The 23,815-nt window shown below is 68.4% G+C and carries 17 protein-coding genes and 2 pseudogenes; 11 read left to right on the top strand and 8 right to left on the bottom strand.

The genetic code is table 11. The features are described 5' to 3' along the window. The first annotated feature begins 23 nt into the window (after positions 1-23). The 8 genes from typA (at position 24) to G7Z13_RS23020 (ending at position 9,752) form a co-directional block, all read left to right on the top strand. A complete protein-coding gene (typA, locus tag G7Z13_RS22985) occupies positions 24-1,931 on the top strand; it encodes a translational GTPase TypA (RefSeq protein WP_166002127.1) in 1,908 nt (635 codons plus the stop codon). 663 nt (positions 1,932-2,594) lie between these two features. After that, positions 2,595-3,629 (top strand): ABC transporter permease, encoded by a 1,035-nt coding sequence (locus G7Z13_RS22990; RefSeq protein ID WP_166002128.1) that lies wholly within the window; start codon positions 2,595-2,597, stop codon positions 3,627-3,629. A gap of 47 nt (positions 3,630-3,676) precedes the next feature. Then, positions 3,677-5,491, top strand: a complete 1,815-nt coding sequence (locus tag G7Z13_RS22995) for an ABC transporter substrate-binding protein (protein ID WP_166002129.1) — start codon at positions 3,677-3,679, stop codon at positions 5,489-5,491. 95 nt (positions 5,492-5,586) lie between these two features. Continuing rightward, positions 5,587-6,567, top strand: coding sequence for an ABC transporter permease (locus G7Z13_RS23000; protein ID WP_166002130.1), 981 nt, complete (start codon positions 5,587-5,589; stop codon positions 6,565-6,567). 10 nt (positions 6,568-6,577) lie between these two features. Then, complete coding sequence (locus G7Z13_RS23005; RefSeq protein WP_166002131.1) at positions 6,578-7,639, top strand: ABC transporter ATP-binding protein; 1,062 nt, start codon at positions 6,578-6,580, stop codon at positions 7,637-7,639. Positions 7,640-7,658: 19 nt separating this feature from the next. After that, positions 7,659-8,780, top strand: coding sequence for a dipeptide ABC transporter ATP-binding protein (locus G7Z13_RS23010; protein ID WP_166002132.1), 1,122 nt, complete (start codon positions 7,659-7,661; stop codon positions 8,778-8,780). A 12-nt stretch (positions 8,781-8,792) separates the two neighbouring features. Next, positions 8,793-9,191, top strand: a complete 399-nt coding sequence (locus G7Z13_RS23015; RefSeq protein WP_166002133.1) for a VOC family protein — start codon at positions 8,793-8,795, stop codon at positions 9,189-9,191. Between the two features lie 57 nt (positions 9,192-9,248). Further along, positions 9,249-9,752 carry a DinB family protein gene (locus G7Z13_RS23020; RefSeq protein WP_166002134.1) on the top strand — a complete coding sequence of 168 codons (504 nt, stop codon included), beginning with the start codon at positions 9,249-9,251 and terminating at the stop codon, positions 9,750-9,752. Here the strand turns inward: G7Z13_RS23020 and G7Z13_RS23025 are convergent. The 3 genes and pseudogenes from G7Z13_RS23025 to G7Z13_RS23040 all read right to left on the bottom strand — a co-directional run bounded on the left by G7Z13_RS23025 (position 9,749) and on the right by G7Z13_RS23040 (position 13,676). Further along, a pseudogene (locus G7Z13_RS23025) lies at positions 9,749-10,617 on the bottom strand (IS5 family transposase). The gene G7Z13_RS23020 and the pseudogene G7Z13_RS23025 sit on opposite strands and share 4 nt — an antisense overlap. Before the next feature lie 258 nt (positions 10,618-10,875). Continuing rightward, on the bottom strand, positions 10,876-11,586 hold the full coding sequence (locus tag G7Z13_RS23035; RefSeq protein WP_166002135.1) for a PspA/IM30 family protein: 711 nt from the start codon (positions 11,584-11,586) through the stop codon (positions 10,876-10,878). A gap of 44 nt (positions 11,587-11,630) precedes the next feature. Then, a complete protein-coding gene (locus G7Z13_RS23040) occupies positions 11,631-13,676 on the bottom strand; it encodes a TPM domain-containing protein (RefSeq protein WP_166002136.1) in 2,046 nt (681 codons plus the stop codon). Between the two features lie 528 nt (positions 13,677-14,204). Here G7Z13_RS23040 and G7Z13_RS23045 point away from each other — a divergent pair. After that, a complete protein-coding gene (locus tag G7Z13_RS23045) occupies positions 14,205-14,480 on the top strand; it encodes a WGxxGxxG family protein (RefSeq protein WP_166002137.1) in 276 nt (91 codons plus the stop codon). A 473-nt stretch (positions 14,481-14,953) separates the two neighbouring features. Then, positions 14,954-15,316: pseudogene (locus tag G7Z13_RS23050) on the top strand (IS701 family transposase); the annotation flags it as partial. Positions 15,317-15,588: 272 nt separating this feature from the next. Here G7Z13_RS23050 and G7Z13_RS23055 read toward each other — a convergent pair. The 5 genes from G7Z13_RS23055 to G7Z13_RS23075 form a co-directional block, all read right to left on the bottom strand. Continuing rightward, on the bottom strand, positions 15,589-16,638 hold the full coding sequence (locus G7Z13_RS23055; protein WP_166002138.1) for a dipeptide ABC transporter ATP-binding protein: 1,050 nt from the start codon (positions 16,636-16,638) through the stop codon (positions 15,589-15,591). Positions 16,639-16,663: 25 nt separating this feature from the next. After that, positions 16,664-17,692, bottom strand: coding sequence for an ABC transporter ATP-binding protein (locus tag G7Z13_RS23060; RefSeq protein ID WP_166002139.1), 1,029 nt, complete (start codon positions 17,690-17,692; stop codon positions 16,664-16,666). A 49-nt stretch (positions 17,693-17,741) separates the two neighbouring features. Then, entirely contained in the window at positions 17,742-18,722 is a 981-nt protein-coding gene (locus G7Z13_RS23065) for an ABC transporter permease (RefSeq protein WP_166002140.1), read from the bottom strand. 101 nt (positions 18,723-18,823) lie between these two features. Beyond that, complete coding sequence (locus tag G7Z13_RS23070; protein WP_166002141.1) at positions 18,824-20,584, bottom strand: ABC transporter substrate-binding protein; 1,761 nt, start codon at positions 20,582-20,584, stop codon at positions 18,824-18,826. Positions 20,585-20,681: 97 nt separating this feature from the next. Further along, positions 20,682-21,710, bottom strand: coding sequence for an ABC transporter permease (locus tag G7Z13_RS23075; RefSeq protein WP_166002142.1), 1,029 nt, complete (start codon positions 21,708-21,710; stop codon positions 20,682-20,684). A gap of 474 nt (positions 21,711-22,184) precedes the next feature. Between G7Z13_RS23075 and G7Z13_RS23080 the strand changes: the two genes are divergently transcribed. Beyond that, positions 22,185-23,813: an ABC transporter substrate-binding protein gene (locus G7Z13_RS23080; RefSeq protein ID WP_166002143.1), complete on the top strand. Its 1,629-nt coding sequence runs from the start codon at positions 22,185-22,187 to the stop codon at positions 23,811-23,813. Positions 23,814-23,815 lie beyond the last annotated feature (2 nt).

The raw sequence follows: 23,815 nt of genomic DNA on the forward strand, positions 1-23,815 counted from the left end.
ACACTCCGGGAGTACGCCTCAATATGGCCACGCGCCACGACATCCGCAACGTCGCCATCGTCGCCCACGTCGACCACGGCAAGACCACCATCGTCGACGGCATGCTGAAGCAGGCCGGTGCCTTCGCCGCTCACCAGCTCGACTCCGTCGACGACCGCATGATGGACTCGAACGACCTGGAGCGTGAGAAGGGCATCACGATCCTCGCCAAGAACACGGCGGTGAAGTACCACCCCAAGGACGGCGGGGACCCGATCACGATCAACATCATCGACACCCCCGGCCACGCCGACTTCGGCGGCGAGGTCGAGCGCGGTCTGTCGATGGTCGACGGTGTCGTGCTGCTCGTGGACGCCTCCGAGGGCCCGCTCCCGCAGACCCGCTTCGTGCTGCGCAAGGCGCTCCAGCAGCGGCTGCCGATCATCCTGTGCATCAACAAGACGGACCGGCCGGACTCCCGGATCGACGAGGTCGTCAACGAGACGTACGACCTCTTCCTCGACCTGGACGCCGACGAGGAGCAGATCGAGTTCCCGATCGTCTACGCCTGCGGCCGCGACGGCGTCGCCTCGCTGACCAAGCCGGCCGACGGCACGGTCCCGGCGGACTCCGACAGCCTGGAGCCGTTCTTCTCCACCATCCTGGAGCACATCCCCGCCCCCACCTACGACGAGGGCGCCCCGCTCCAGGCCCACGTCACCAACCTCGACGCGGACAACTTCCTCGGCCGTATCGCGCTGCTGCGCGTCCACCAGGGCGAGCTGAAGAAGGGCCAGACCGTGGCCTGGATGAAGCGCGACGGCTCGGTGCAGAACGTGCGCATCTCCGAGCTGATGATGACCGAGGCGCTCACCCGCAAGCCCGCCGAGAAGGCCGGCCCCGGTGACATCTGCGCCGTCGCCGGCATCCCGGAGATCATGATCGGCGAGACCCTGGCCGACCCGGAGAACCCTGTTCCGCTGCCGCTGATCACGGTCGACGAGCCCGCGATCTCGATGACCATCGGCACCAACACCTCCCCGCTGGTCGGCCGCGGCGGCACCGGCAAGGGCGCCGACGCGAAGGCGGCCGTGAAGGACCGCAAGGTCACCGCCCGCCAGGTCAAGGACCGCCTGGACCGCGAGCTGATCGGCAACGTCAGCCTCCGCGTCCTGGAGACCGACCGCCCGGACGCCTGGGAGGTCCAGGGCCGTGGCGAGCTGGCGCTGGCGATCCTCGTCGAGACCATGCGCCGGGAGGGCTACGAGCTGACCGTCGGCAAGCCCCAGGTGGTCACCAAGGAGGTCGACGGCAAGGTCTACGAGCCGGTCGAGCGCATGACCATCGACGTGCCCGAGGAGCACATGGGCGCGGTCACGCAGCTCATGGGCGTCCGCAAGGGCCGGATGGACAACATGTCGAACCACGGCTCCGGCTGGGTCCGCATGGAGTTCGTGGTGCCGTCCCGCGGTCTGATCGGCTTCCGTACCGAGTTCCTGACCCAGACCCGCGGCACGGGCATCGCCCACTCCATCCACGAGGGCCACGAGCCCTGGTTCGGCCCGCTGCAGACCCGTAACAACGGCTCGCTGGTCGCCGACCGCGCCGGTGCCGTCACCGCGTTCGCGATGACGAACCTCCAGGAGCGCGGCGTGCTCTTCGTGGAGCCCGGCACCGAGGTGTACGAGGGCATGATCGTCGGCGAGAACTCGCGCTCCGACGACATGGACGTCAACATCACCAAGGAGAAGAAGCTCACGAACATGCGGTCGTCCACGGCCGATGTGACCGAGTCGATCGTCCCGCCGCGCAAGCTGTCGCTGGAGCAGTCGCTGGAGTTCTGCCGCGACGACGAGTGCGTCGAGGTGACCCCGGAGGCCGTTCGCATCCGCAAGGTCGTGCTCGACCAGCGGGAGCGTGCCCGCGCCGCGAGCCGCGCCAAGCACAGCTGACACCCGCTCTTCGAAGGCCCGGGCGTCCCCAGCATGGGGGCGCCCGGGCCTTTTTCCACCCGTTTTTTCGCGCCTTCACCACCCGCCGTTGTCCGAAACGCGGAGAGCCTCGCCCGATAGCCAGGTAACACGTCCGTTTCGCGGCCTTCTTCGCCGGAACACTTTGTCCAGATTTTGGAAGATCTACGGGCGAGCTGTGACTGAATTGAGATTGAAGAACGGTGGTCGGTAGTTGGCTGATGGCAGATAGTTAGCCGCGTAGCGCTCGGGTCAATGGGTCTCGCGCTGTGGGGACAGCGCCGACTCACGAGCACCAGGGGGTGTCTGCTTCTCCGTCAGGGGTGTCGGAGGATCAGAAGCGCGCCCCCTCCTGTCGGTGAACACGTGGAGTCATGAGGAGGAGTCCCATGCGCGGTGTCACAAGCGCGAGGCGGGCCACAGCCATGTCGCGGACCGTCGTCGGCCGGACCTCGCCGCACACCGCACCGCGCTGAGCCCCGCCCGGGACGCCGCCGTCGCCGTACGCCTTCGCCTACGCGCGTCCGGCTGCGCCGTTCCCGTCCGGTTCAGGGTGCCCTGACGCCTCTTCATGCGCCGTACCGCGCTCGCGCGTCCCCGCGAGCCGGCGGTTCGGCACACCCATACCTGTGAAATGGGCGAACTGTGACAAGTCCTATCGACCTTGAGGGCGGCGCGACCTCGGCCGTCACCGACGGCGACCCCGGACCGGAGCGCAAGGCCGGGGAACCCGAACTCGTCGGCCGCTCTCCCGGCCAGCTCATGTGGCTGCGCTTCAAACGCGACCGCACGGGCGTGATCTCCGCCTGCGTCGTCGGGTTCTACTTCCTGATCGCCCTGCTCGCACCGGTGATCGCGAAGCTGTACGGCAAGGACCCGTACACCGTCTACGCCGACGAACGGCCCGAACTCTTCGACAGCGCGGGCGTGCCGGTGCAGCCCAACGGCGGCATCAGCGCCGAGTTCTGGTTCGGTCTGGAACCCGGCAACGGCTACGACGTCTTCACCAAGCTCCTCTACGGCATCCGCACCTCGCTGATGATCTCCGTGGCGGTGACGGTCACGGTCGTCCTGACCGGCATCCTGCTCGGCATCACCGCCGGCTACCTCGGCGGCAAGACGGACTACTGGATCAGCCGGATCATCGACTTCCTGCTCGCCTTCCCGGCCCAGCTGTTCTTCATCGCCAGCATGCCGGTGGTGGTCGCCCTCTTCGTCCACCCGCGGGACGAGACCCCCACCTATGTGCGGGTGCTGGCGCTGATCATGGTGCAGTGGTTCCTGGGCTGGATGAGCCTCGGCCGCATCCTCAGAGGCACCACACTCGCCCTGCGGGAACGGGAGTTCATCGAGGCGGCGAAGGTCAGCGGGGCCTCGCCGTGGCGGATCATCCGCAAGGAGATCCTGCCGAACGTGGTCACCCCGATCCTGGTGCAGGCCACGTATCTGCTGCCCAACTTCGTGACCGCCGAGGCCGGCCTGTCCTTCCTCGGGGTGGGCATCGTCGAACCGACGCCGGACTGGGGGCAGATGTTCTCCAAGGCGTCCACCGAACTCGTGATGCAGAACGACATCACGTACATGTTCTTCCCCGGCGTCTCGATGATCATCTTCATCGTGGCTTTCAACCTGCTCGGGGACTCGGTCAGGGACGCCTTCGATCCCAAGACAGCGCGCTGACCATTCCGTGTGCAACTGGTGCAACACAGATGGGTGGAATCTGAGTGATGAGTAGGGGCGGACGCCACATACACGCCGCAATCTCAGTGCTCGCGGCCGGAGCTCTCGTGCTCACCGGTTGCAGCGAGGGCGGCAGCAAGACCGGGAACGACAAGAACGACAAGGAACAGCAGGAGAACGCCCAGCGGCAGCAGAGTTCCATCCCGTTCGGCGACGCGAAGGACTCCGAGGGGCCCGCGCCCGAGGTGCCGGGCGCCAAGAGCGGCGGCACCATCTCCGTGCTGGCCCGCGACAGTTACGCCCACCTCGACCCGGGCCAGATCTACGTCCAGGACGAGATGGCGGTCTCCCAGCTGATCCACAGAGGCCTCACCGGCTACAAGGCCACCAGCGGCGACGGCAAGAAGCACGAGATCGTCGGCGACCTCGCCACCGACCCGGGGACCACCACCGACGGCGGCAAGACCTGGAAGTACACGCTCAAGGACGGCATCAAGTGGGAGGACGGCTCCCCGATCACGTCCAAGGACGTCCGGCACAGCGTCGAGCGCCTGTTCGCGCCGTTCATCAACCAGGGCCCGCCCTACCTCCAGCAGTGGCTGGCCGACACCCCCGGCGCCGACTACCGCAAGCTGCTGAAGGACGGCCCCTACAAGGGCAAGCACCTCCCGGACTCCCTGCTGGAGACCCCGGACGACAAGACGGTCGTCTTCAAGTTCAAAACCGCCCGACCCGACCTGCCGTACGCCCTGGCCATGGCCGGCTACGCGATCGTCCCCCAGAAGCTCGACACCAAGGCCAAGTACGACAAGGACCCGGTGGCGGCGGGGCCGTACAAGATCCAGGAGTTCAAGTCCGGCAAGTCGATGACCCTGGTGCGCAACGAGAACTGGGACCCGAAGACGGACCCGCTGCGCCACCAGTACGTCGACCGGTTCGACATCACCTTCAACCACCAGTACGAGCAGTCCACCAAGGCGATGCTCGCCGACAACGGCAAGGACAAGACCGCCGTCAGCTTCAGCAACGCGGTCGACGCGGGCAACCTCTCCAAGGTGCTGAACGACCCGGGCCTGAAGGACCGTACGGTCACCGGCTACCAGCCGTACGTCGGCCAGATGAACATCAACCTCAGCCACCCGGAGCTGAAGGACATCAAGATCCGCCAGGCCATCGCCTACGCGCTCCCCGTCACGCCGTTCGTCCGCGCCTACGGCGGCACCGACGCGATGGAGGTCGCCGGCGGCATCCTCTCCCCGACGGTCAGCGGCTACAACGCGGCCTTCGACCCGTGGGGCAAGAAGAAGAAGCCCGCCGGTGACCCGGAGAAGGCCAAGCAGCTCCTTCAGGAGGCCGGCAAGACCGGCATGAAGCTGACCTTCGGCTACATCAACACCCCCGAGGGCCAGCAGTACTCCACCGCCATGGCGGCGGGCCTGGAGAAGGCCGGCTTCGACGTCCAGCGCCAGGAGATCCCGGCCGAGACCTACTACGACCAGGTCAGCGCCCTGGACAACAACTACGACATCTTCCACACCGCGTGGGGCGCCGACTGGCCGTCCGCCTCGACCGTGATCCCGCCGCTGTACGACGGCCGCGCGATCGCCGAGGGCGCGCAGAACTACTCGCAGGTCAACGACCCGAAGATCAACAGCGAGATCGACAGGATCAGCAAGATCACCGACCCGGCGAAGGCCGCGGCCGAGTGGGGCAAGCTCAACGAGTACATCGTCAAGGACGTCGTCAACGTCGTCCCGACCGCGTACTACAAGCAGGTCCAGATCGCCGGCTCCAAGATCGGCGGTCTCGTCTACGACGACGTGATCAGCGGCGTCGACCCGCGTCGCCTGTACGTCAAGTAACCCCTGCCCGGCCCGGCACCCGGTGCCCCGTCCGCGACCCGGCGGCGGGCACCGGGTACCGCCCGGCCCGCTGACGTCTGAGAGCTGCCCCTGCCATGCTGCGCTTCCTCGTCCGCCGCGCCCTCGGCGCCGCCGTCATCCTCTTCCTGCTCTCCATCGTGACGTTCCTGATCTTCTACGGGATGCCACGTGACCCGGCGCTGCTGATCTGCGGCAAGTCGTGCACGCCGGCCAACCTGGAGAACATCCGGCATGTGCTCGGCCTCGACAAGTCGATCCCCGAGCAGTACTGGCTGTTCCTGCACAACCTGGTCCTGGGCAGCGACGACTACCTCCAGGGCCCCTGCCCCGCGCCCTGCTTCGGCTACTCCTTCCACACCGGTGAGGCCGTCTGGGGCACCCTCACCGACCGGCTGCCGACCACCATCTCGCTCACCCTCGGCGCGGCCGTCTGCTTCCTCGCCTTCGGCCTGGGCGCCGGACTGCTCGCCGCCTGGCGGCGCGGCACCCTCATCGACAAGACGGCCACCGCCACCGCCATGGTCGTCAGCTCGATGCAGATCTACTTCCTCGGCCCGCTGGCGCTGGCGATCCTCGTCTACCAGACCCAGCTGTTCGAGAAGCCGGCGTACAACGAGTTCACCGAGGACCCCGTCGCCTGGTTCACCGGGCTGATCATCCCCTGGGTGATCCTGTCGACCATCTTCGCCGCCCAGTACACGCGTATGGCCCGCTCGGCGATGATCGAACAGCTCCAGGAGGACCATGTGCGCACCGCCCGCGCCAAGGGCATGTCCCGGCGGTACGTCTTCTTCCGCTACGCCTGGCGCGGCTCGCTGATCCCGATCGTCACCATCTTCGGCATCGACATGGGGTCCCTGTTCGGCGGCGCCATCATCACCGAGTACACCTTCGGCCTGCCGGGGCTCGGGCGGCTCGCGGTGGACGCGGTGGCCTTCAGCGACCTGCCGCTGCTGCTCGGCGTGATGCTCTTCGCGGCCTCGATGATCCTGCTGTTCAACATCGTCGTCGACGCCGCCTACGCCTTCATCGACCCGCGCGTGCGGCTGTCCTAGGAGCCCTGTCGTGACCACTGTGACCAAGGAAGCCGGCGCGCCGCGCCCGGCCGCCGGGGACGCCTTCCTCTCGGTGCGGGACCTGCACGTCAGCTTCCGCACCGAGGACGGGACCGTCCGGGCCGTCGACGGGCTCTCCTTCGACCTGGAGCGCGGCCGCACGCTCGGCATCGTCGGCGAGTCCGGCTCCGGCAAGTCCGTCACCAACCTGACCATCCTCGGCCTGCACAACCCGATGTTCACCACCGTCGAGGGTGAGATCCTGCTCGACGGCAAGGAGCTGACCACGGCCCGCGAGTCCGAGCTGGAGAGGCTGCGCGGCAACAAGGTCGCCATGATCTTCCAGGACCCGCTCACCGCGCTCTCCCCCTACTACACGGTCGGCCGGCAGATCGCCGAGCCGTTCCGCAAGCACACCGGAGCCTCCAAGAAGGAGGCCTGGGAGCGGGCGGTGGAGATGCTCGGCAAGGTCGGCATACCCAACCCGGGGCAGCGGGCCAAGGACTACCCGCACCAGTTCTCCGGCGGCATGCGCCAGCGCGCGATGATCGCCATGGCCCTGGTGTGCGACCCCGACCTGCTGATCGCCGACGAGCCGACCACGGCCCTCGACGTCACGGTCCAGGCCCAGATCCTGGACCTGCTGAAGGACCTCCAGCGGGAGTTCGGCTCGGCGATCATCTTCATCACCCACGACCTCGGCGTCATCGCCGACATGGCCGACGACATCATGGTGATGTACGCGGGCAACGCGGTGGAGCGCGGCACGGTCGACGAGGTGCTGCGGGCACCCCAGCACCCGTACACCTGGGGCCTGCTGAACTCCATGCCCCGCCTGGACTCGGACGTCGCCACACCGCTCGCGCCCATCCCCGGCACGCCGCCCTCGCTGCTCACCCCGCCGTCCGGCTGCCGCTTCCACCCGCGCTGTACCTTCCGGGACCGGGTCGGCGGCGACCGCTGTGTCACCGAGCGCCCGCCGCTGGCGCCGGGCCGGGCCTCCGCCTGCCATCTGACGGCGGAGCAGAAGCGGACCGTCTTCATCGAAGAGATCAAGCCCCGGCTGGGCTGACGCAGGAGAAAGAGGAGTCATGAAGGAAGACCTCGTCCTCCCCGCCCCGCGCGAGGCGGCCGCCGGTCCGGCAGGGGAACCGCTGCTCGTGGTGGAAGGGCTGACCAAGCACTTCCCGGTCAAGGGCGGCTTCCCGGTCCGGCGCACGGTCGGCCAGGTCCAGGCGGTGGACGGCATCGACCTGACCGTGCACGAGGGGGAGAGTTTCGGCCTGGTCGGGGAGTCGGGCTGCGGCAAGTCGACGACGGGCCGGCTGATCACCCGGCTGATGGAGCCGACCGCGGGCCGGATCGCGTACCGCGGCCGGGACATCACCCATGCCACGCGCAAGCAGCTCGCCCCGATCCGCTCCGAGATCCAGATGATCTTCCAGGACCCGTACTCCTCGCTGAACCCGCGCCAGACCGTCGGCAAGATCATCTCGGGTCCGATGGAGATCAACGGGATCAACCCGCCCGGCGGTCGCGAGAAGCGCGTCCGGGAGCTGTTGGAGATCGTCGGCCTCAACCCCGAGCACTACAACCGCTTCCCGCACGAGTTCTCCGGCGGCCAGCGCCAGCGCATCGGCGTGGCCCGCGCGCTCGCCCTGGAACCGAAGCTGATCGTGGCGGACGAGCCGGTCTCCGCGCTGGACGTCTCCATCCAGGCCCAGGTGGTCAACCTGCTCCAGCAGGTCCAGCGCGACCTCGGCATCGCCTTCGTCTTCATCGCCCACGACCTCGCCGTCGTCCGGCACTTCTCGCAGCGCGTGGCCGTCATGTACCTCGGCAAGGTCATCGAGGTCGGCGACCGCGCGTCCATCTACACCCGGCCCCGGCACCCCTACACCCACGCCCTGCTCTCCGCCGTGCCCGAGGTGTCCGTGGCCGGCGAGCCCACGGGTCGCCGCGAACGCATCCGCCTCGCCGGCGACGTGCCCTCCCCGATCAGCCCGCCCTCCGGCTGCCGCTTCCGTACCCGCTGCTGGAAGGCGCAGGACAAGTGCGCGACCGAGGAACCGCCCCTGACCCGCGCCGCCGGCAACCGCGAGGGCCACCTGACGGCCTGCCACTACCCGGAGGACCCGACGACCGAGGCCCGCACCGAGGACATCGTCCTGGACCCGGCGCTGGCGGCACTGGAGGAGCACCAGGAGGACTGAGAGGATCGGTCCGTGCTGCATCACGTGGAGCTGTGGGTGCCCGACCTGGACCGGGCGGCCCGCTCACTGGGCTGGCTGCTGGAACGGCTCGGCTGGGCGCCGTACCAGCACTGGCCCGCGGGCCGGAGCTGGCGGCTGGGGGAGACGTACGTCGTCGTCGAGCGGTCACCGGACCTGCGCGGAGACCACCACGACCGCATGCGGCCGGGCCTGAACCACCTCGCCTTCCACGTCCCCGGCGACCGGACGGGTCTCGACGCGCTGGTCGCGCAGGCCATGGACCACGGGTGGACGCTGCTGTTCCCGGAGCGCCATCCGTACGCGGGCGGTAGGCGGCACTGTGCCGCCTACCTGGAGAACGCCGACGGCTTCGAGGTCGAACTGGTGGCACGCGCCGTGTCGCCGCCCTGACTCCGCGTTCGTCAATTGACTCGACAGGCGAACGCGCGAACCGTCATGCTCCCTCCGATGACACGCACCGACACGCCTCCCGCCTGGGACGAGCGCACTCAGCTGACCACCTTTCTCGACTACACCCGTGACACGGCCCGCGCCAAGTGCGAGGGCCTGTCCGCGGAGGGGGCCCGCACGGCGCCCCTGCCGGGCTCGCCGCTGATGACCGTCTCGGGGCTGATCAACCACCTGCGGTGGGTCGAGTACTACTGGTTCCAGGTGGTCTTCCTCGGCGAGGAGGACGAAGGTCCGTGGACCGAGGAGGACCCGGACCGCGAGATGCGCATCGCGGTGGACATCCCGCTCCCGGAGCTGCTGCGCGCGTACGCCGACCAGTCCGCCCGCTACCGGGAGCTGGTCGCCGCCCACGACCTGGACGCCCGGTCCCAGGGCACCGTCCGCAGCGGCCTCACGGTCGACCTGCGCTGGATCCTGCACCACCTCATCGAGGAAACGGCACGGCACAACGGCCACCTGGACATCGTGCGGGAACTGGTCGACGGGACGACCGGGGTCTAGGCAGTTTCGTTCGGATCACCGGGCGGCCGGAGGAAGATGCCTGCGATGTGGACTCCGGCCAGGTAGATGGTGGCGGTCTTCTCGTAGCGGGTGGCGATGCCGCGCCACTGCTTCAGGCGGTTGATGCACCGCTCGGCGGTGTTGCGCTGCTTGTGAGTCTCGCGGTCGAAGGCCGCTGGCCTGCCGCCGCGGCTGCCCCGGCGGAGCCGGTGTGCGCGCTGGTCGTCGGGGACGGGGATCACTGCCCGGATGCCGCGCCTGGGCAGGTGCTCGCGGATCGCGCGGGAGGAGTACGCCTTGTCGGCCAGGACCAGGTCCGGCCTGGTGCGAGGCCGTCCCCGCCGACGGGGAACGCGCAGGCGGGCCATGACGTCGGTGAAGGCCGGTGCATCACCGGCCTGTCCGGCCGTGAGATGGAACGCGAGGGGCCGGCAGCGGCCATCGGCAACCAGGTGGATCTTCGTGGTCAGTCCGCCGCGGGACCGTCCGATGGCGTGATCGCCCGGCTCGCCGGCCGGGGCCCCTTTTTGCGGGCTCCGGCCGCGTGCTGGTGAGCTCGCACAATGGTGGAGTCCACCGACACGGCCCAGGCGAGGTCCTCGTCCGCGTCGGCCTGGGCCACCAGGGCGGTGAACACCCGCTCCCAGGTGCCGTCGACGGCCCACATCCGCGGCCGGTTGTAGACGCCCCGCCAGTTGCCGTATCTCTCCGGCAGATGCACCCACTGCGTACAGGTCCGGAACTTGTAGGCGATCGCGTCGATCACCTCACGATGGTCCCGCCACCGACCACCCCGCTTCGGCGCCCGGTCCGGGAGCAACGGCTCGATCCGCGCCCACTGCGCATCAGTCAACGGCACACCCAACGACCGACTGATCCAAACGAAACCGCCGAGCCGCGACAGCCGCCGTGGAAGGCGTCACCTTCCTGGACGCGCCGGTCAGCGAAGGCGTGCAGGGCGCGGAGGCCACTACCCTCGCGATCACGGTGGGCGGTGACGAAGCCGCGCTGGAGAAGGTGCGCCCGCTGCTGGAGACGTGCGCCGGAAGCGTCGTGCGCGTCGGTGACAGTGGCAGCGGCCAGGTCGTGAAGCTGGCCGACAACCTGGGCGGAGGGGGGATGGCTATGCGGCTTTCAGGGCCGCCAGACGCGCCTCGATCTCGGTTGCGTCGCCGAGTCCTTCGAGCTGCTCGAACTGCGCGTCCACGGAGGAGGCGGCGAGTTCCTCCTTGCCCATGGCCCGGGCCTCCTCGCGGCGCACCTTCTCCTCGAACCGGCTGAGTTCGCTCGTCGGATCGAGTACGTCGATGCTTTTGACTGCGTCCAGCATGCGGTTCTGTGCCTCGGCGGACTTCGACCGTGCCACAAGCTGGTCGCGCTTGCCGTGCAGTTCACTGAGTTTGAGCTGCATCTGGTCCAGGCCGGTCTTGAGTTTGTCCACGATGGCCGTGTTGGAAGCGATGGTCGGCTCGGCTGCCGTGGCCTCCCTTTCGGACTGCAGCTGCCTGCTCAGGGCGACCTTGGCCAAGGTGTCGAACCTGTCCGCGTCCGCGGGGTCTCCCGCAGCGCGCAGTTCGTCTGCCTTCTTGCTGGCCGCGAGTGCCTTGCGGCCCCATTCGGCGGCGGCCTCCTTGTCCTCCCTGTAGTCCTGTTCCATCAGGCGCAGGTTGCCGATGGTGGTGGCCACCGCCTGCTCCGCCTCGTTGATGTTGTTGGTGTAGTCGCGGATCAGCTGGTCCAGCATCAGCTGAGGATCTTCCGCTTGGTCGAGCAGGGCGTTGATGTTGGCGCGGGCGAGCTGAGCGACCCGTCCCAAGATGGTTTGCTTGGTCATGGCACCTCTCCTTTGAACAGGTGATGGAAGAAGATCGGGTGGTGTCAGAAGCGGCCGCCGCCCATCCGGGCGCGCGTTCCGCCGCCTCCGAAACTGACGACTGGCCCGGCGCTGTAGCCACCGCCGAAGCCGCCGAGCAGGATCCCGCCGAGCATGGCGCCGGCCAGTCCGCTGCCAGCGCTTCCGACCGCGTACACACCGGGCTCGACGGCGACGCCGAAACCCTCTACGTCCTCTTGGGCGAGCAGCAGGGCATCCTGCGCCAGCGCGTCGGCCTGCTGCGCCTCTGCCAGGGCACTGTGCGCATCCGCCCCGGCACCCCGGCCGGAGAATGCTTCGGCCCGCTCCAGCCTGCGCTGCGCCTCCGCGAGCCGCGTGCGGGCCTCGCTGCCGACGGCTCCCCTGTGGGTGATGATGTAGTCGAGGGCCTCGCCGACGCTGGACTGCGCACTGAGCAACGTCCGCTCCAACAGCGCCCGTGCGCGCCGTGTGCCCTGCTCGCTCTCCTGCGCCCCCATGAGGGCCTCGTCGAGCCCGGCATCGGCCTCCTCGACCCGGCGCAGCGCGTCGATGGGGTCGTACTGGCCCCTCTCCATGGCCCTGCGTACCTCGGCCGCCACGGTCTCGGCACGAGCGATGCGCCCCTGCAGGGCGGCGGTCGGCAGCTCCTTGGCACCCTGCAGCAGACCACGCGCCTCTGCCAGATCCGCGTTCGTCTCGGTCAGTGCGCCCGGCAGCGCGCCGGCCGCGTCCGCGAGTTCCCGTGCCCGCCGGTCGACAGCGTCGGTGAGCCGGTTGGCCTGTGCGACGGCGGCCTCCGCGGCCCGGACCTGGATCGCGGCCGCGCCGTTGTCGTTGCCTTCCACGGCTTGCCGGGCCTGTCGCAGGCTGCTTTGCGCGAACTGCAGCCGGCTGTCGGCCTGCTCCACGTCAGTGACCACCGGTTCGGTGGCCGACGAGGCGTACCGCTCGCGCATGGCAGCCAGGGTGGCCTTCGCGCTGACCAGTCGGCCGCTCGCGGTGTCGAAAGCGGCCTGCGCCGCAGCCAGGGCTCGAGGTGCGTTGCGTTCGAAGCCACGCAACTGGTCGAAGTCCTCGGCCTTCTCGTCCAGCAGGCGATTGGCCTCCGCGCACCGAGTGAGAATCTCCTGGACCATCTGCAGGTGGGTCGATTCGTCCTCGGGATAGGCGTCGTCGAGTTGCTGCCGCAGCCGGAACGCCGCGGTCAACTCCCGTTTCGCTGCCTCCACCGCTTCGGTGAACGGCTGGGTCGCCTCGCCGCCGAACTGCGCCGCGGCGAAGCCCAGTTCCTCCTGGCTGGTGCGCACCGCGTCGTCGGTGCGCACCAGGGCCTGGCGCGCCTGCGCGTCGAGGTCCGCCAGCGAGTCCGGAGACGGCCCGCCCCATGTCTTTTCGCCGCCACGCGACCCGGCGGCCCGGCGCGACCTGCGTCTGATCAGGGCGGACGCGACCAGAACCACTGGCAGGAGCACCAGGAGAAGGAAGAGCCAGCTGCCTGTGCCGACACCTACCTGCTCGCCCGGACCCGGCTCGGCCTCTGAGGGCGTCACGTCCACGGCGGGCACGGGCTGGCCTGAGAGCACCGCGTCGTACCCGCGGGCTGCGCCGATCGCCGCCCCCGCCCAGTCGTTCTGCCGCAGCGCCGGCGCGACGGCTGTTGCGTCGACCTCAACCAGGTCCCGCCGTGTCAGCGGCGAGCCGGCCTCCACGTAATAGGAGTACTGCCGGTCGCTGGTGGCGACGGCGAGCAGTGCGTCGTCGGCGCCGAGCCCGTTCCTTACGGCTGTCGCGTTCGCCCACTGCTGTGGGGAGCGGCCGGAGAAATCGTCCACGTACACCACGAACAGCTGCAGTCCGTGTTCGTCGGCCAGCCGGGTCAGCGCCTGGGCGACCTCGGGTTCCCGGTCGGCGAGGGCCCCGACCCGGTCCGTGATCTGCCCCTGCCGCGACAGATCGACCGGTGCGTCGGCCACAGCGCCGTTCGCCGTAGCCAGGGTGAGGCCGCCCGCCGTCAGCAGCACGGCCACGAGGATGCGCACGAAGGTATGTAGCCCGGTATTCGTGTGCATGAGCCCGCGTGCCTTTCGGCGACCGGACGGTCCTGCCGGTGAAGGCATGGTCCGGGCCGTCCGGAAGCCGGAGGCGGTGGGTGGCAGCAACCAGCCCGCGTCCACGCCGCCCTTCGGCCCCTGATTCCGCTCCGGTCGCCCCATCGCCGTCCCCCTTTCGCACGGGCATTTCAACGGCCGCGTACCCGCCCCTTTCGTAATGATTCATGCCACGATGCGGCTTATCTACTGCCTGTCCATCGCCTGCCAGGGAAAGCCGACAACCAACTGCGCCCTCGGCGCCAAGGCTGTGCTCAATATCCGCCATGCGTGCGCGGATAAGGCCAGCTCGACGGGCGTCAGCGAGGCAGGCCAGCGGCCAGCAGGCACGGCGCAGGCGACGCGAACTAGGACGGACCGGTGATTGAACAGGAAACCTAATTGAACGCGCACATCTTTGCCACATGTGTGTTACTGGAGATACCGGACATACGGGAGACCCCCCAGCGGCCGAAGAGCCAGGGGACAGCAGCCGAAAGGAAAGACGCCATGCGCAGAAGCGCCAGCACGGCACTCATCGCCCTTCTGCTCGCTCTCGCGCCGGCAGGCACGGCGTTCAGCCAGAGTGCTGCCGAGCAGGCGGGCCCGGCAGCGGCCATCGCGGCGGTTCAGGCCCAAGAGGACCGCAACGAGGATGACGATGACACTGGCCTGTGGGGCCTCTTCGGCCTCCTCGGTCTGGCCGGTCTGATTCCGTGGCGCAAGAAGCGCGACCGCGACCACCAGGGTTACAGGGACTCCACCACCCGCTCCACCGGCATGTGAAAGCAGGCGAGCCCCGCCGCAATGCGGCGGGGCTCGCCTGCAATCGCATAGGCACCGCCGCGACCGCCAACATTCGAGCGAACCGACCAGCACACCGCACCCGCTGCTGGACTGCACCGGCGCGGGTCAATGCCCAGAGGCGGTCCGCTTCCCCGCCTGCCCCATCCGCGACCACATGCGACAACTCCTGCCCGGGCTTGCCGCGCTCCTGCCCCACATGCAGGGCGCGGAACGGCGCATCGCCCCGCGCGTCATCACCGCCACAACTCAAAAACTGCAAAGCAGCGACGACAACCTTCATGACCTCGGCACTGACTACCGGGCCATGCTGACGCTCCTGCAGAAACCCGGGCTGCGGAGTTCGTTGCCGATGTGTTCGCCGCGTTGCCGGTGGCGGAATCAGCGGCGGTGGGGTGAGTGTTGTCTGAGGGGTCTGATGCTGGACGGGCGTCGGAAGTCGATCCAGCCGATGGGTGAGGCCGTCGGGCAGGGAAGCCTGCCGCGCGGCTCAGGAACTGGCCGGCGGACGCAGCCGGCGGGACGGTGTGCTGCCTCTGCGGACCCTGCTGGTCGAGCAGCCCGAAGACGCGGCCGGGCCGACCGCCTACTGGATGACCAACCTGCCCGCCACCACCCCGGTCGCCGACCTGGTGCGGTGGGCGAAGATGCGCTGGCGGATCGAGCACGACTACCGCGAGCTCAAGCACGGCCTGGGCCCTGACCACTTCGAGGGCCGCACCTGGCGCGACTGGCACCACCACGTCACCCTCGGCACCGCCGCCCAGGCCTTCCTCACCCTGCGGCGGCACGACCCAAGAGCACACACGCCGGCCTGACCCTCCACCAGGTCCTGAACGCACTCCAGGACCTGCTGAGGTGCTGGACCGGCACCTGCACCACGTGCGGGCGCCCCCTCACCACACGCAGAACCAGAACCAGAACTCAACGAAGCACTACCAGGGCACCCCCTGAGACAGCGCCGTACAGCGAAGGCCCGCGCCTGGGGAGGCGCGGGCCTTCTGCCCCTGGGAGCGGACGTTCGCGGGCTCGGGTCAATGGGCCGGTGAAAGTCCGATCCGTGGCGGCGGCTGACGGAAAAGGGGTGTTGTCAGACCGTCGCCTGGGGGTCCTTGGCGAGACGGGGTGCCGGAACGGTTCCCTCCGTCTCGGGGTAGTGGCAGGCGGTCAGGTGGCCGGGCTTGTTGCCCTCCACCTGCACCAGCGGCGGCGCCTCCGTCGCGCACTTGTCGGTCGCCTTCCAGCAGCGCGTGCGGAAGCGGCAGCCCGAGGGCGGGTTGATCGGAGACGGCACGTCACCGGTGAGCCGGATGCGCTCACGAGCCTGGCCGTCGTCGGCGACCGTGGCCTCCGGCACGGCGGACAGCAGCGCCCGGGTGTACGGGTGGTGCGGGTTGCCGTACAGATCGTCGCGGTCGGCGATCTCCACGATCTTACCGAGGTACATGACGGCCACGCGCTGCGAGAAGTGCCGGACGACGGCGAGGTCGTGGGCGATGAAGACGAACGCGATGCCGAGGTCGCGCTGGACCTGCTGGAGCAGGTTGACCACCTGGGCCTGGATGGAGACGTCCAGCGCGGAGACCGGCTCGTCCGCCACGATCAGCTTCGGTTCCAGGGCGAGCGCGCGGGCCACGCCGATGCGCTGGCGCTGGCCGCCGGAGAACTCGTGCGGGAAGCGGTTGTAGTGCTCGGGGTTGAGGCCGACGATCTCCAACAGCTCCCGGACGCGCTTCTCGCGGCCGCCGGGCGGGTTGATCCCGTTGATCTCCATCGGACCCGAGATGATCTTGCCGACGGTGTGCCGCGGGTTCAGCGAGGCATAGGGGTCCTGGAAGATCATCTGGATCTCGGACCGGACCGGCGCCAGCTGCTTGCGGTTGGCGTGGGTGATGTCGGTGCCCTGGTAGGAGATCGTGCCCGCGGTCGGCTCCAGCAGCCGGGTGATCAGCCGGCCCGTCGTCGACTTGCCGCAGCCCGACTCGCCCACCAGCCCCAGGCTCTCACCCTCGTGGACCTGGAAGTCGAGACCGTCGACGGCCTGGACGGCGCCGATCTTGCGCTTGACCGGGAAGCCGCCCATCACCGGGAAGTGCTTGGTGAGGCCCTTGACGTCCAGGAGGGGGTTCGTGTTGCTCATGATCGTGAAATCCGTCTCTTGTACGTCAGTTCTGCCGGGAGCCGGCGAGGAGGTCGGCGCGCTGCCCGCTGGTGAGGTGGCAGGCCGAACCGCGGCCGTCCACCACGTCCAGGACCGGCCGCTCGGTGGCGCACAGGCCGCCCGCGACCTTTTCGGTGAACGCGCACCGCGGGTGGAAGCGGCACCCCGACGGCGGGTTGAGCAGCGAGGGCGGCGAGCCCGGGATCGGGTTCAGCGGCACATCGACCGGACCGTCCAGGCTCGGCATGGAGCCGAGCAGACCCCAGGTGTAGGGGTGCTGCGGGCCGCGCAGCACCTCCTTCTTCGTACCGCGCTCCACACACCGGCCGCCGTACATCACCAGCACCTCGTCGGCGATGTCCGCGATCACGCCCAGGTCGTGGGTGATGAAGATGATCGAGGTGCCGAACTCCTGCTGGAGGTCCTTGAGCAGGTCCATGATCTGCGCCTGCACCGTCACGTCCAGCGCGGTGGTCGGCTCGTCGGCGATGAGCAGCTCCGGGTCGCAGACCAGGGCCATGGCGATCATCGCGCGCTGGCGCATACCGCCGGAGAACTGGTGCGGGTAGTCGTCCACCCGCATGTCCGGCTGCGGGATGCCCACCCGGCGCAGCATCTCGACCGCCCGTGCCCGGGCCTCCTTCTTGGAGGCACCGGTGTGCTTGCGGTACGTCTCGGCGATCTGCCGGCCGACGGTGTGGTACGGCGACAGGGAGGCCAGCGCGTCCTGGAAGATCATCGCCATCTTGTTGCCGCGCAGTTGCTCCAGCTCCCGCTCGGTCGCGGTCAGCAGCTCCTTGCCGTCGAGCAGGATCTCCCCGTCGATGCTGGTGCGCTTGCGGTCGTGCAGGCCGAGGATCGCCAGGTTGGTGACGGACTTGCCGGAGCCCGACTCGCCCACGATGCCGAGCGTCTGTCCCTTCGCCAGGTCGAAGGAGAGACCGTCGACGGCCTTGACGATGCCGTCTTCGGTGGAGAAGTGGACCTTCAGGTCCCTGACGGACAGGAAGGGCTGCTGGTCGGTGCTCGTCACGGGGACGCTCCTGAGGGGGGTGATGCCGGGGCTAGCTGGTGGGGCCGGGTCAGGCGAGCCTGATGCGCGGGTCGATGAGGGCGTAGACGAGGTCCACGAGGATGTTGGCGAAGACGATCGCCGTCGCGGCGACGACGGTCACGCCGAGGAGCATGGGCAGGTCGCTGTCGGTGACCGCGCGCACGGCCCGGGTGCCGAGCCCCTGGAGGCTGAACGTGGACTCGGTGATGATCGCGCCGCCGATCAGCGTGCCCATGTCGATACCGAAGATCGTCACGATCGGGCCCATCGCCCCGCGCCAGGCGAAGCGGAAGAAGACGTTGCGGCCGGACATGCCCTTGGCGCGCGCCGTGCGCACGTAGTCCTCGCTCAACTGCTCGACCAGCTGGGAGCGCGTCATGCGCGTGTAGTTGGCGGTGAAGATGATGGACAGCACGAGCCACGGCAGGAGCAGTCCCGAGACCCAGGCGCCGGGGTCCTCGGTGAACGGCGTGTACGACGGCGGGTCCAGCACGCCGAGCTGCTGCACCAGGAAGAACATGGCGATGTAGCCGACGAAGTAGATCTGCAGCGAGGAGCCGAGCAGCGACAGGGAGCTGGCGGTCTTGTCCATCCAGGTGCCCTGCTTGACCGCGGCGATCATGCCCGCGCCGACGCCGATGATCAGGAAGAAGAAGGCCGCGCCGAGGGCGAGCGAGATGGTCGTCGGGAGGTCCTTCATGATCGACTCGAAGACCGGCTCGGTGTTCGTGAAGGAGTAGCCGAGGCAGGGCGCGTCGCAGTGCCCGTAACCGGCGTAGTCACGGCCCACGAAGATGCCCTGGAGCCAGTGCAGGTACTGCACCGGCATGGGGTCGGCGATGCCCAGGTTGACCCGTACCTGCTCCAGCAGTTCCTTGTCGCAGACCTTGCCGCACGCCATCCGGGCGGGGTCACGCGGGATGGCGTAGAAGAGGAAGAAGGTGACGGCGCTGATGATCAGCAGAATGACGAGTGCGCCGATCACTCGGCGGATCAGAAAACGGAACATGGGTGCGGACTTTCCGGACGGGGCGCCGTCGCCGGGGTGTGGGGAGCGTGGACGGGGCCGGGGCGGCGGGCCGGTGTGCGGTCCGCCGCCCCGTGAGTGCGTCAGGCCTTGACGTAGACCTTGCTGATGGCGACGCAGGTGTCACCGGCGTTGTAGACCACGCCGCCGACCTTGGAACCGTGGAAGTAGTTCCGGATCGGGTGGTAGTCCGGGACGCAGGCCGCGAGCTCCATGATCTGGCGGTCGATCTCGCCCCAGGCCTTGTTGGCCTTCTCCGGGTCCGTCTCGGCGGTGGCCGCGGCGATCGCCTTGTTGACGCTGGTGTTGTCGAGCTGTGCCCAGTTCACACCGCCGTCGGCGATCTGGCTGCCGTCCCAGCAGGGCTGGATGACCGTGTAACCGGCCGGCCAGTCCGGGCCCCAGCCCGCCGCGAAGAGGTCGAAGCCGTTGTCGAGCTGGCTGATCTCGCTGTAGAAGGAGGTCTTGTCGACCTGCTTGGTCACCACGCTGAAGCCCGCCTTCTCCAGGGCGTTCTTGATGGTGACGGCTTCCTTCACGGCCTTGTCGGACTGCTGGAAGGCGATGACCAGCTTCTGGCCCTCCTTGCCGGCCTCCTTCAGCAGCGCCTTGGCCTTCTCCGGGTCGCCCATCGGCTTGGTCTTCTTGCCGTACAGGTCGAAGTCGGCGTGACCCGGGGTGAGCGGGGAGATGATCGTGGTCGCGGTCTCCGTGACGAGGGAGCCACCGCGCTGCTGCTTCAGCTGCTGGGCAGGCCAGGCCCAGTTGATGGCCTGGCGGACCTTCTGGTCCTTGACCCGGGTCATGTTGATCGGGAAGTAGTAGCAGGTCGTGTCGACCTGGGTCAGCACGCGCTTCTTCAGCGTGGCGTCGCCCATGACCTTCTGGATGCGCTCGGAGGCGACCTCGTTCAGCAGGGACACGGCGAACTGGTCGTTGCCCCGGTCGGCGATGTACCGGTCGGTGGAGGCCAGCGACTGGAAGCCGAACTGCATGACGACCTTGTCCGGGTAGCCGTTGCGGACCGGGTCCTTGTCGGCGTCCCAGTGCTCGTTGCGCACCAGGACCAGGGACTTGTCGATGTCGCGGCTCTCGATCTTGTACGGGCCGCAGGAGAACGGGCGCTTGTCGTACTTCTTCTTGGTGTCGTGCTTCTTCGGCACGATCGAGAAGCCGCGCATGGCCAGCATGTAGTTGAAGTCACCGTGCGCCTCCTTGAGGCGGAAGGTGATGGTGTTGCCGTCGACCTCGATCGACTTCAGGTGCTTGCCCTCGTACGGGCCCTTGTACTTGTCGCCGCCCTCGAGCCAGTTCTGCGGGTAGCGGGGGCCCTCGGTGACGAAGTCGGCGAACAGGCGCTCGAAGGTGTGGCGGACGTCCTCGATGGTGACGACCTCGCCGTCCTCCCACTTGACGCCGTCCTTCAGCGTGAAGGACCAGGTCTTGCCGCCGTCCTTCATGGTGCCCGGGTCGGTGGCCAGGTCGCCGACCAGGGTGGTGGTGCCCTTGGAGTCGACGCGGTAGCCGGTCAGGCCGCGCAGGAACAGCACCGAGCCGGCGCCGGTGTACGACGAGTAGATCTGCGCCGGGTCCAGGTGGTCGAAGTCGATCTGGTCCAGCGTGTAGAGCGTGCCGCCCTTCTTCGCGCCGGGCATCTCCGGGGCCGGGCCCTGGGAGTCGGCCTTGGTGCCCACGCTGATGGTGGCGGCCTTGGCCTTGTCCATCGAGGGGGCCTTGCTCGCGCTGTTGCCGCCCGCGTTGCCGCTGGAGCAGGCGCTCAGCGCCATGGTGGAGCCGGCCGCCACACCCGTGGCTATGAGGAAGTTTCTGCGGGAGAAGGACATGGCTTACCTGCCTAGGGATGAAGGGTGGGTCGAAGGTGCAGCTCGCCGGGCAGCGGTGACCGGGCGTGGGGGTGGTGCGGGTGCTCGGGGCCCTGGATCAGCGCTTCGACTTGGGGTCCAGGGCGTCGCGGACGGAGTCGCCGAGCAGGTTGAACGCGAGGACGAAGATGATCATCGACACGCCCGGGAAGATCATGAAGGTGATGTTGTCCGTGTAGAACGTGGCGCCGCGCTGGATCATCACGCCCCAGTCGGGGGTCGGGTCGATGATGCCGACACCGAGGAAGGCCAGACCCGCCTCGGCGGTGACGAACGCGGGGAGCATCAACGTGGACTGGATCAGGATCGGCGTCCACAGGTTGGGCAGCAGCTCCTTGAAGATGATCCGGGCCGGGGAGGCGCCGGTCACCTTCGCGGCCTCCACGAACTCCCGCTCGCGCAGGGCCAGCACCTGGCCGCGCAGCAGCCGGGCGATCGAGGCCCAGCCGAAGGCCGTGAGAACCAGGATGAGGGAGGTCGCCCGCAGCGAGGTCGGGATCTCCTCGTCCGGTGCCACGAAGAGGCCGTAGACGACCGGCATGAAGGCGATGAAGAACAGGGTGGACGGGAACGACAGCAGGACGTCGATGACCCGGCCGATCAGGAAGTCGGTGCGGCCGCCGAGGTAGCCGGCGGTGATGCCGACGATCACGCCGATGAGCGTGACCAGCACCGTGGTGGCGGTCGCGATCAGCAGTGAGGTGCGGATGCCGTAGATCAGGAAGGTGAAGACGTCGCGGCCCATGGCGGGCTCGATGCCGAACCAGAACTCGCCGTCGATGCCGCCGTTGGCCTTGACGGGGAAGCCCGCGTCGTTGAGCAGCCCGGGAATCTCCTGGCCGTACTGGGTGTACGGGTCCTTGCCGTAGAGGGCCGAGATCAGCGGCGCGCACAGCGCGATCACGAAGAAGAAGATCACGATGCAGGCGGATATGACGCCCGTACGGTCCCGCTTGAAGCGGCGCCACGCCAGCTGGCCGGGAGAGCGGCTCTCGCTGGGTTTCGGGGCGGGAGAAGTGCTCGGCTTCTCGGCGCTCTCGTCGGTCACCTCAAGCGGGGCAGCCGCGGATGGAGTTGGGGGGGTCATGGTGCTCCTGGCCCAAGGGAGGGTCTGAGTGACTCCGCAGGGCGCTCCCCTACGGGCTACGCGGGACTTTTTCAACGCAATTCATTCAAGGTCAACAAATTCTGGTCCGAGTTGGGTTTCTCTTTACTTTCTTTGCCTCCGCTTGACCATTCCGTAGCTACGCGGGTAGCGCTACCGTGATCAAGTCGTGTCTTACATCGGGCCAACCGTGCCTATCGGGCGATGTGTTCGATATACGGATGCCGGGGTGTCGAAATGCGTACATGCCGGGTTCGTTTTTCAACGGTTCGGCATCGGATCGTGTCGATCTGTTGCACGGAATTAAAAGATCCACTTCCTGGCCGCGGACGGCCGGGGTCAAGATCACCCCAAAGGACGGGAGCGTGTGCGGTGTGCACTGTGTGGGCCGATATTTGCCGGTAACGCATCGGCGGTCGCCGGTGCCGGATTCGGCCGGGTCTGAGGAGGCACACCATGCGCACAGCCACGCACGCCAAGTGGGTCGCATGCGCGGCGGCGGCAGCCCTCGCGGCCACCGCCTGCGGAGGCGGCGGTGACGGCGGCGGCACGGACGGCGGCGCGGTGCTCAGCTCGTCCTGGGGAGACCCGCAGAACCCGCTGGAGCCGGCCAACACCAACGAGGTGCAGGGCGGCAAGGTCCTCGACATGATCTTCCGCGGCCTCAAGCGGTACGACCCGGAGACCGGCGAGGCCCGCGACATGCTCGCCGAGAAGATCGAGACCACGGACTCGCGGACCTTCACCATCACCGTCAAGGACGGCTGGACGTTCAGCAATGGCGAGAAAGTGACGGCGCAGTCCTTCGTCGACGCCTGGAACTACGGCGCGAGCCTGAAGAACAACCAGCGCAACGCGTACTTCTTCGCCTATATCGAGGGCTACGACAAGGTCCACCCGGAACAGGGCAGGCAGAGCGCCGACACCCTCTCCGGGCTGAAGGTCACCGGCGAGCGCACCTTCACCGTCAGGCTCACCCAGAAGTTCTCGACCTTCCCCGACACCCTCGGCTACAACGCCTACGTCCCGCTGCCCCGCGCCTTCTTCGACGACCACGACGCCTGGCTGGCCAAACCGGTCGGCAACGGGCCGTACACCGTGCGGTCGTACACCCGGGGCTCCCAGATGTCGCTGCGCGCCCGGGAGGACTACCCCGGCCCGGACAAGGCACGCAACGGCGGCGTCGACCTCAAGGTCTACACCGACAACAACACCGCCTACACCGACCTCATGGCGGGCAACCTCGACCTGGTCGACGACGTCCCCGCCGCCCAGCTGCGCAATGTGCGCGGCGACCTCGGCGACCGCTACCTCAACACCCCCGCCGGCATCCTCCAGACCCTCGCCTTCCCGTACTACGACCGAGCCTGGGGCAAGGACGGCATGGACAAGGTCCGCCGCGGCCTGTCCATGGCCATCGACCGCGAGCAGATCACCGAGACGATCTTCCACAAGACCCGCACCCCCGCCACCGACTGGACCTCACCCGTGCTCGGCGAGGACGGCGGCTACCGGGCAGGGCTGTGCGGGGACGCCTGCGCGTACAAGCCGGAGGAGGCCAGGAGGCTCATCCGGGAGGGCGGCGGGCTCCCCGGCGGCCAGGTCAAGATCACGTACAACGCGGACACCGGCTCCCACAAGGAGTGGGTCGACGCCGTCTGCAACTCCGTCAACAACGCCCTCGGCAACGACCGCGCCTGCGTCGGCAACCCCGTCGGCACCTTCGCCGACTTCCGCAAGCAGATCACCGACCGCAAGATGTCCGGGCCGTTCCGCGCCGGCTGGCAGATGGACTACCCGCTCATCCAGAACTTCCTCCAGCCGCTCTACTACACCAACGCCTCCTCCAACGACGGCAAGTGGTCCAGCGCGCAGTTCGACGAGCGCGTCGACGAGGCCAACGCCGAGACCGACACCGCGAAGGCGGTGGAGAAGTTCCAGCGGGCCGAGGAGGTCGTCCGCGACGAGATGGCCGCCATCCCGCTCTGGTACCAGAACGGCAGCGCGGGCTACTCCGAGCGGCTGTCCAACGTGAAGCTCAACCCCTTCAGCGTCCCGGTCTACGACCAGATCACGGTCGGCTGAGG

Origin of the sequence: Streptomyces sp. JB150, assembly GCF_011193355.1 — a bacterium.
Taxonomy (GTDB): Bacteria; Actinomycetota; Actinomycetes; order Streptomycetales; family Streptomycetaceae; genus Streptomyces.

Excerpts from the sequence above, each read along its gene's own strand:
- typA (WP_166002127.1), top strand. The coding sequence starts at position 24 with ATGGCCACGCGCCACGACATCCGCAACGTCGCCATCGTCGCCCACGTC.
- G7Z13_RS22995 (WP_166002129.1), top strand. The coding sequence starts at position 3,677 with ATGAGTAGGGGCGGACGCCACATACACGCCGCAATCTCAGTGCTCGCG.
- G7Z13_RS23000 (WP_166002130.1), top strand. The coding sequence starts at position 5,587 with ATGCTGCGCTTCCTCGTCCGCCGCGCCCTCGGCGCCGCCGTCATCCTC.
- G7Z13_RS23010 (WP_166002132.1), top strand. The coding sequence starts at position 7,659 with ATGAAGGAAGACCTCGTCCTCCCCGCCCCGCGCGAGGCGGCCGCCGGT.
- G7Z13_RS23020 (WP_166002134.1), top strand. The coding sequence starts at position 9,249 with ATGACACGCACCGACACGCCTCCCGCCTGGGACGAGCGCACTCAGCTG.
- G7Z13_RS23035 (WP_166002135.1), bottom strand. The coding sequence starts at position 11,586 with ATGACCAAGCAAACCATCTTGGGACGGGTCGCTCAGCTCGCCCGCGCC.
- G7Z13_RS23040 (WP_166002136.1), bottom strand. The coding sequence starts at position 13,676 with ATGCACACGAATACCGGGCTACATACCTTCGTGCGCATCCTCGTGGCC.
- G7Z13_RS23045 (WP_166002137.1), top strand. The coding sequence starts at position 14,205 with ATGCGCAGAAGCGCCAGCACGGCACTCATCGCCCTTCTGCTCGCTCTC.
- G7Z13_RS23055 (WP_166002138.1), bottom strand. The coding sequence starts at position 16,638 with ATGAGCAACACGAACCCCCTCCTGGACGTCAAGGGCCTCACCAAGCAC.
- G7Z13_RS23065 (WP_166002140.1), bottom strand. The coding sequence starts at position 18,722 with ATGTTCCGTTTTCTGATCCGCCGAGTGATCGGCGCACTCGTCATTCTG.
- G7Z13_RS23070 (WP_166002141.1), bottom strand. The coding sequence starts at position 20,584 with ATGTCCTTCTCCCGCAGAAACTTCCTCATAGCCACGGGTGTGGCGGCC.
- G7Z13_RS23075 (WP_166002142.1), bottom strand. The coding sequence starts at position 21,710 with ATGACCCCCCCAACTCCATCCGCGGCTGCCCCGCTTGAGGTGACCGAC.
- G7Z13_RS23080 (WP_166002143.1), top strand. The coding sequence starts at position 22,185 with ATGCGCACAGCCACGCACGCCAAGTGGGTCGCATGCGCGGCGGCGGCA.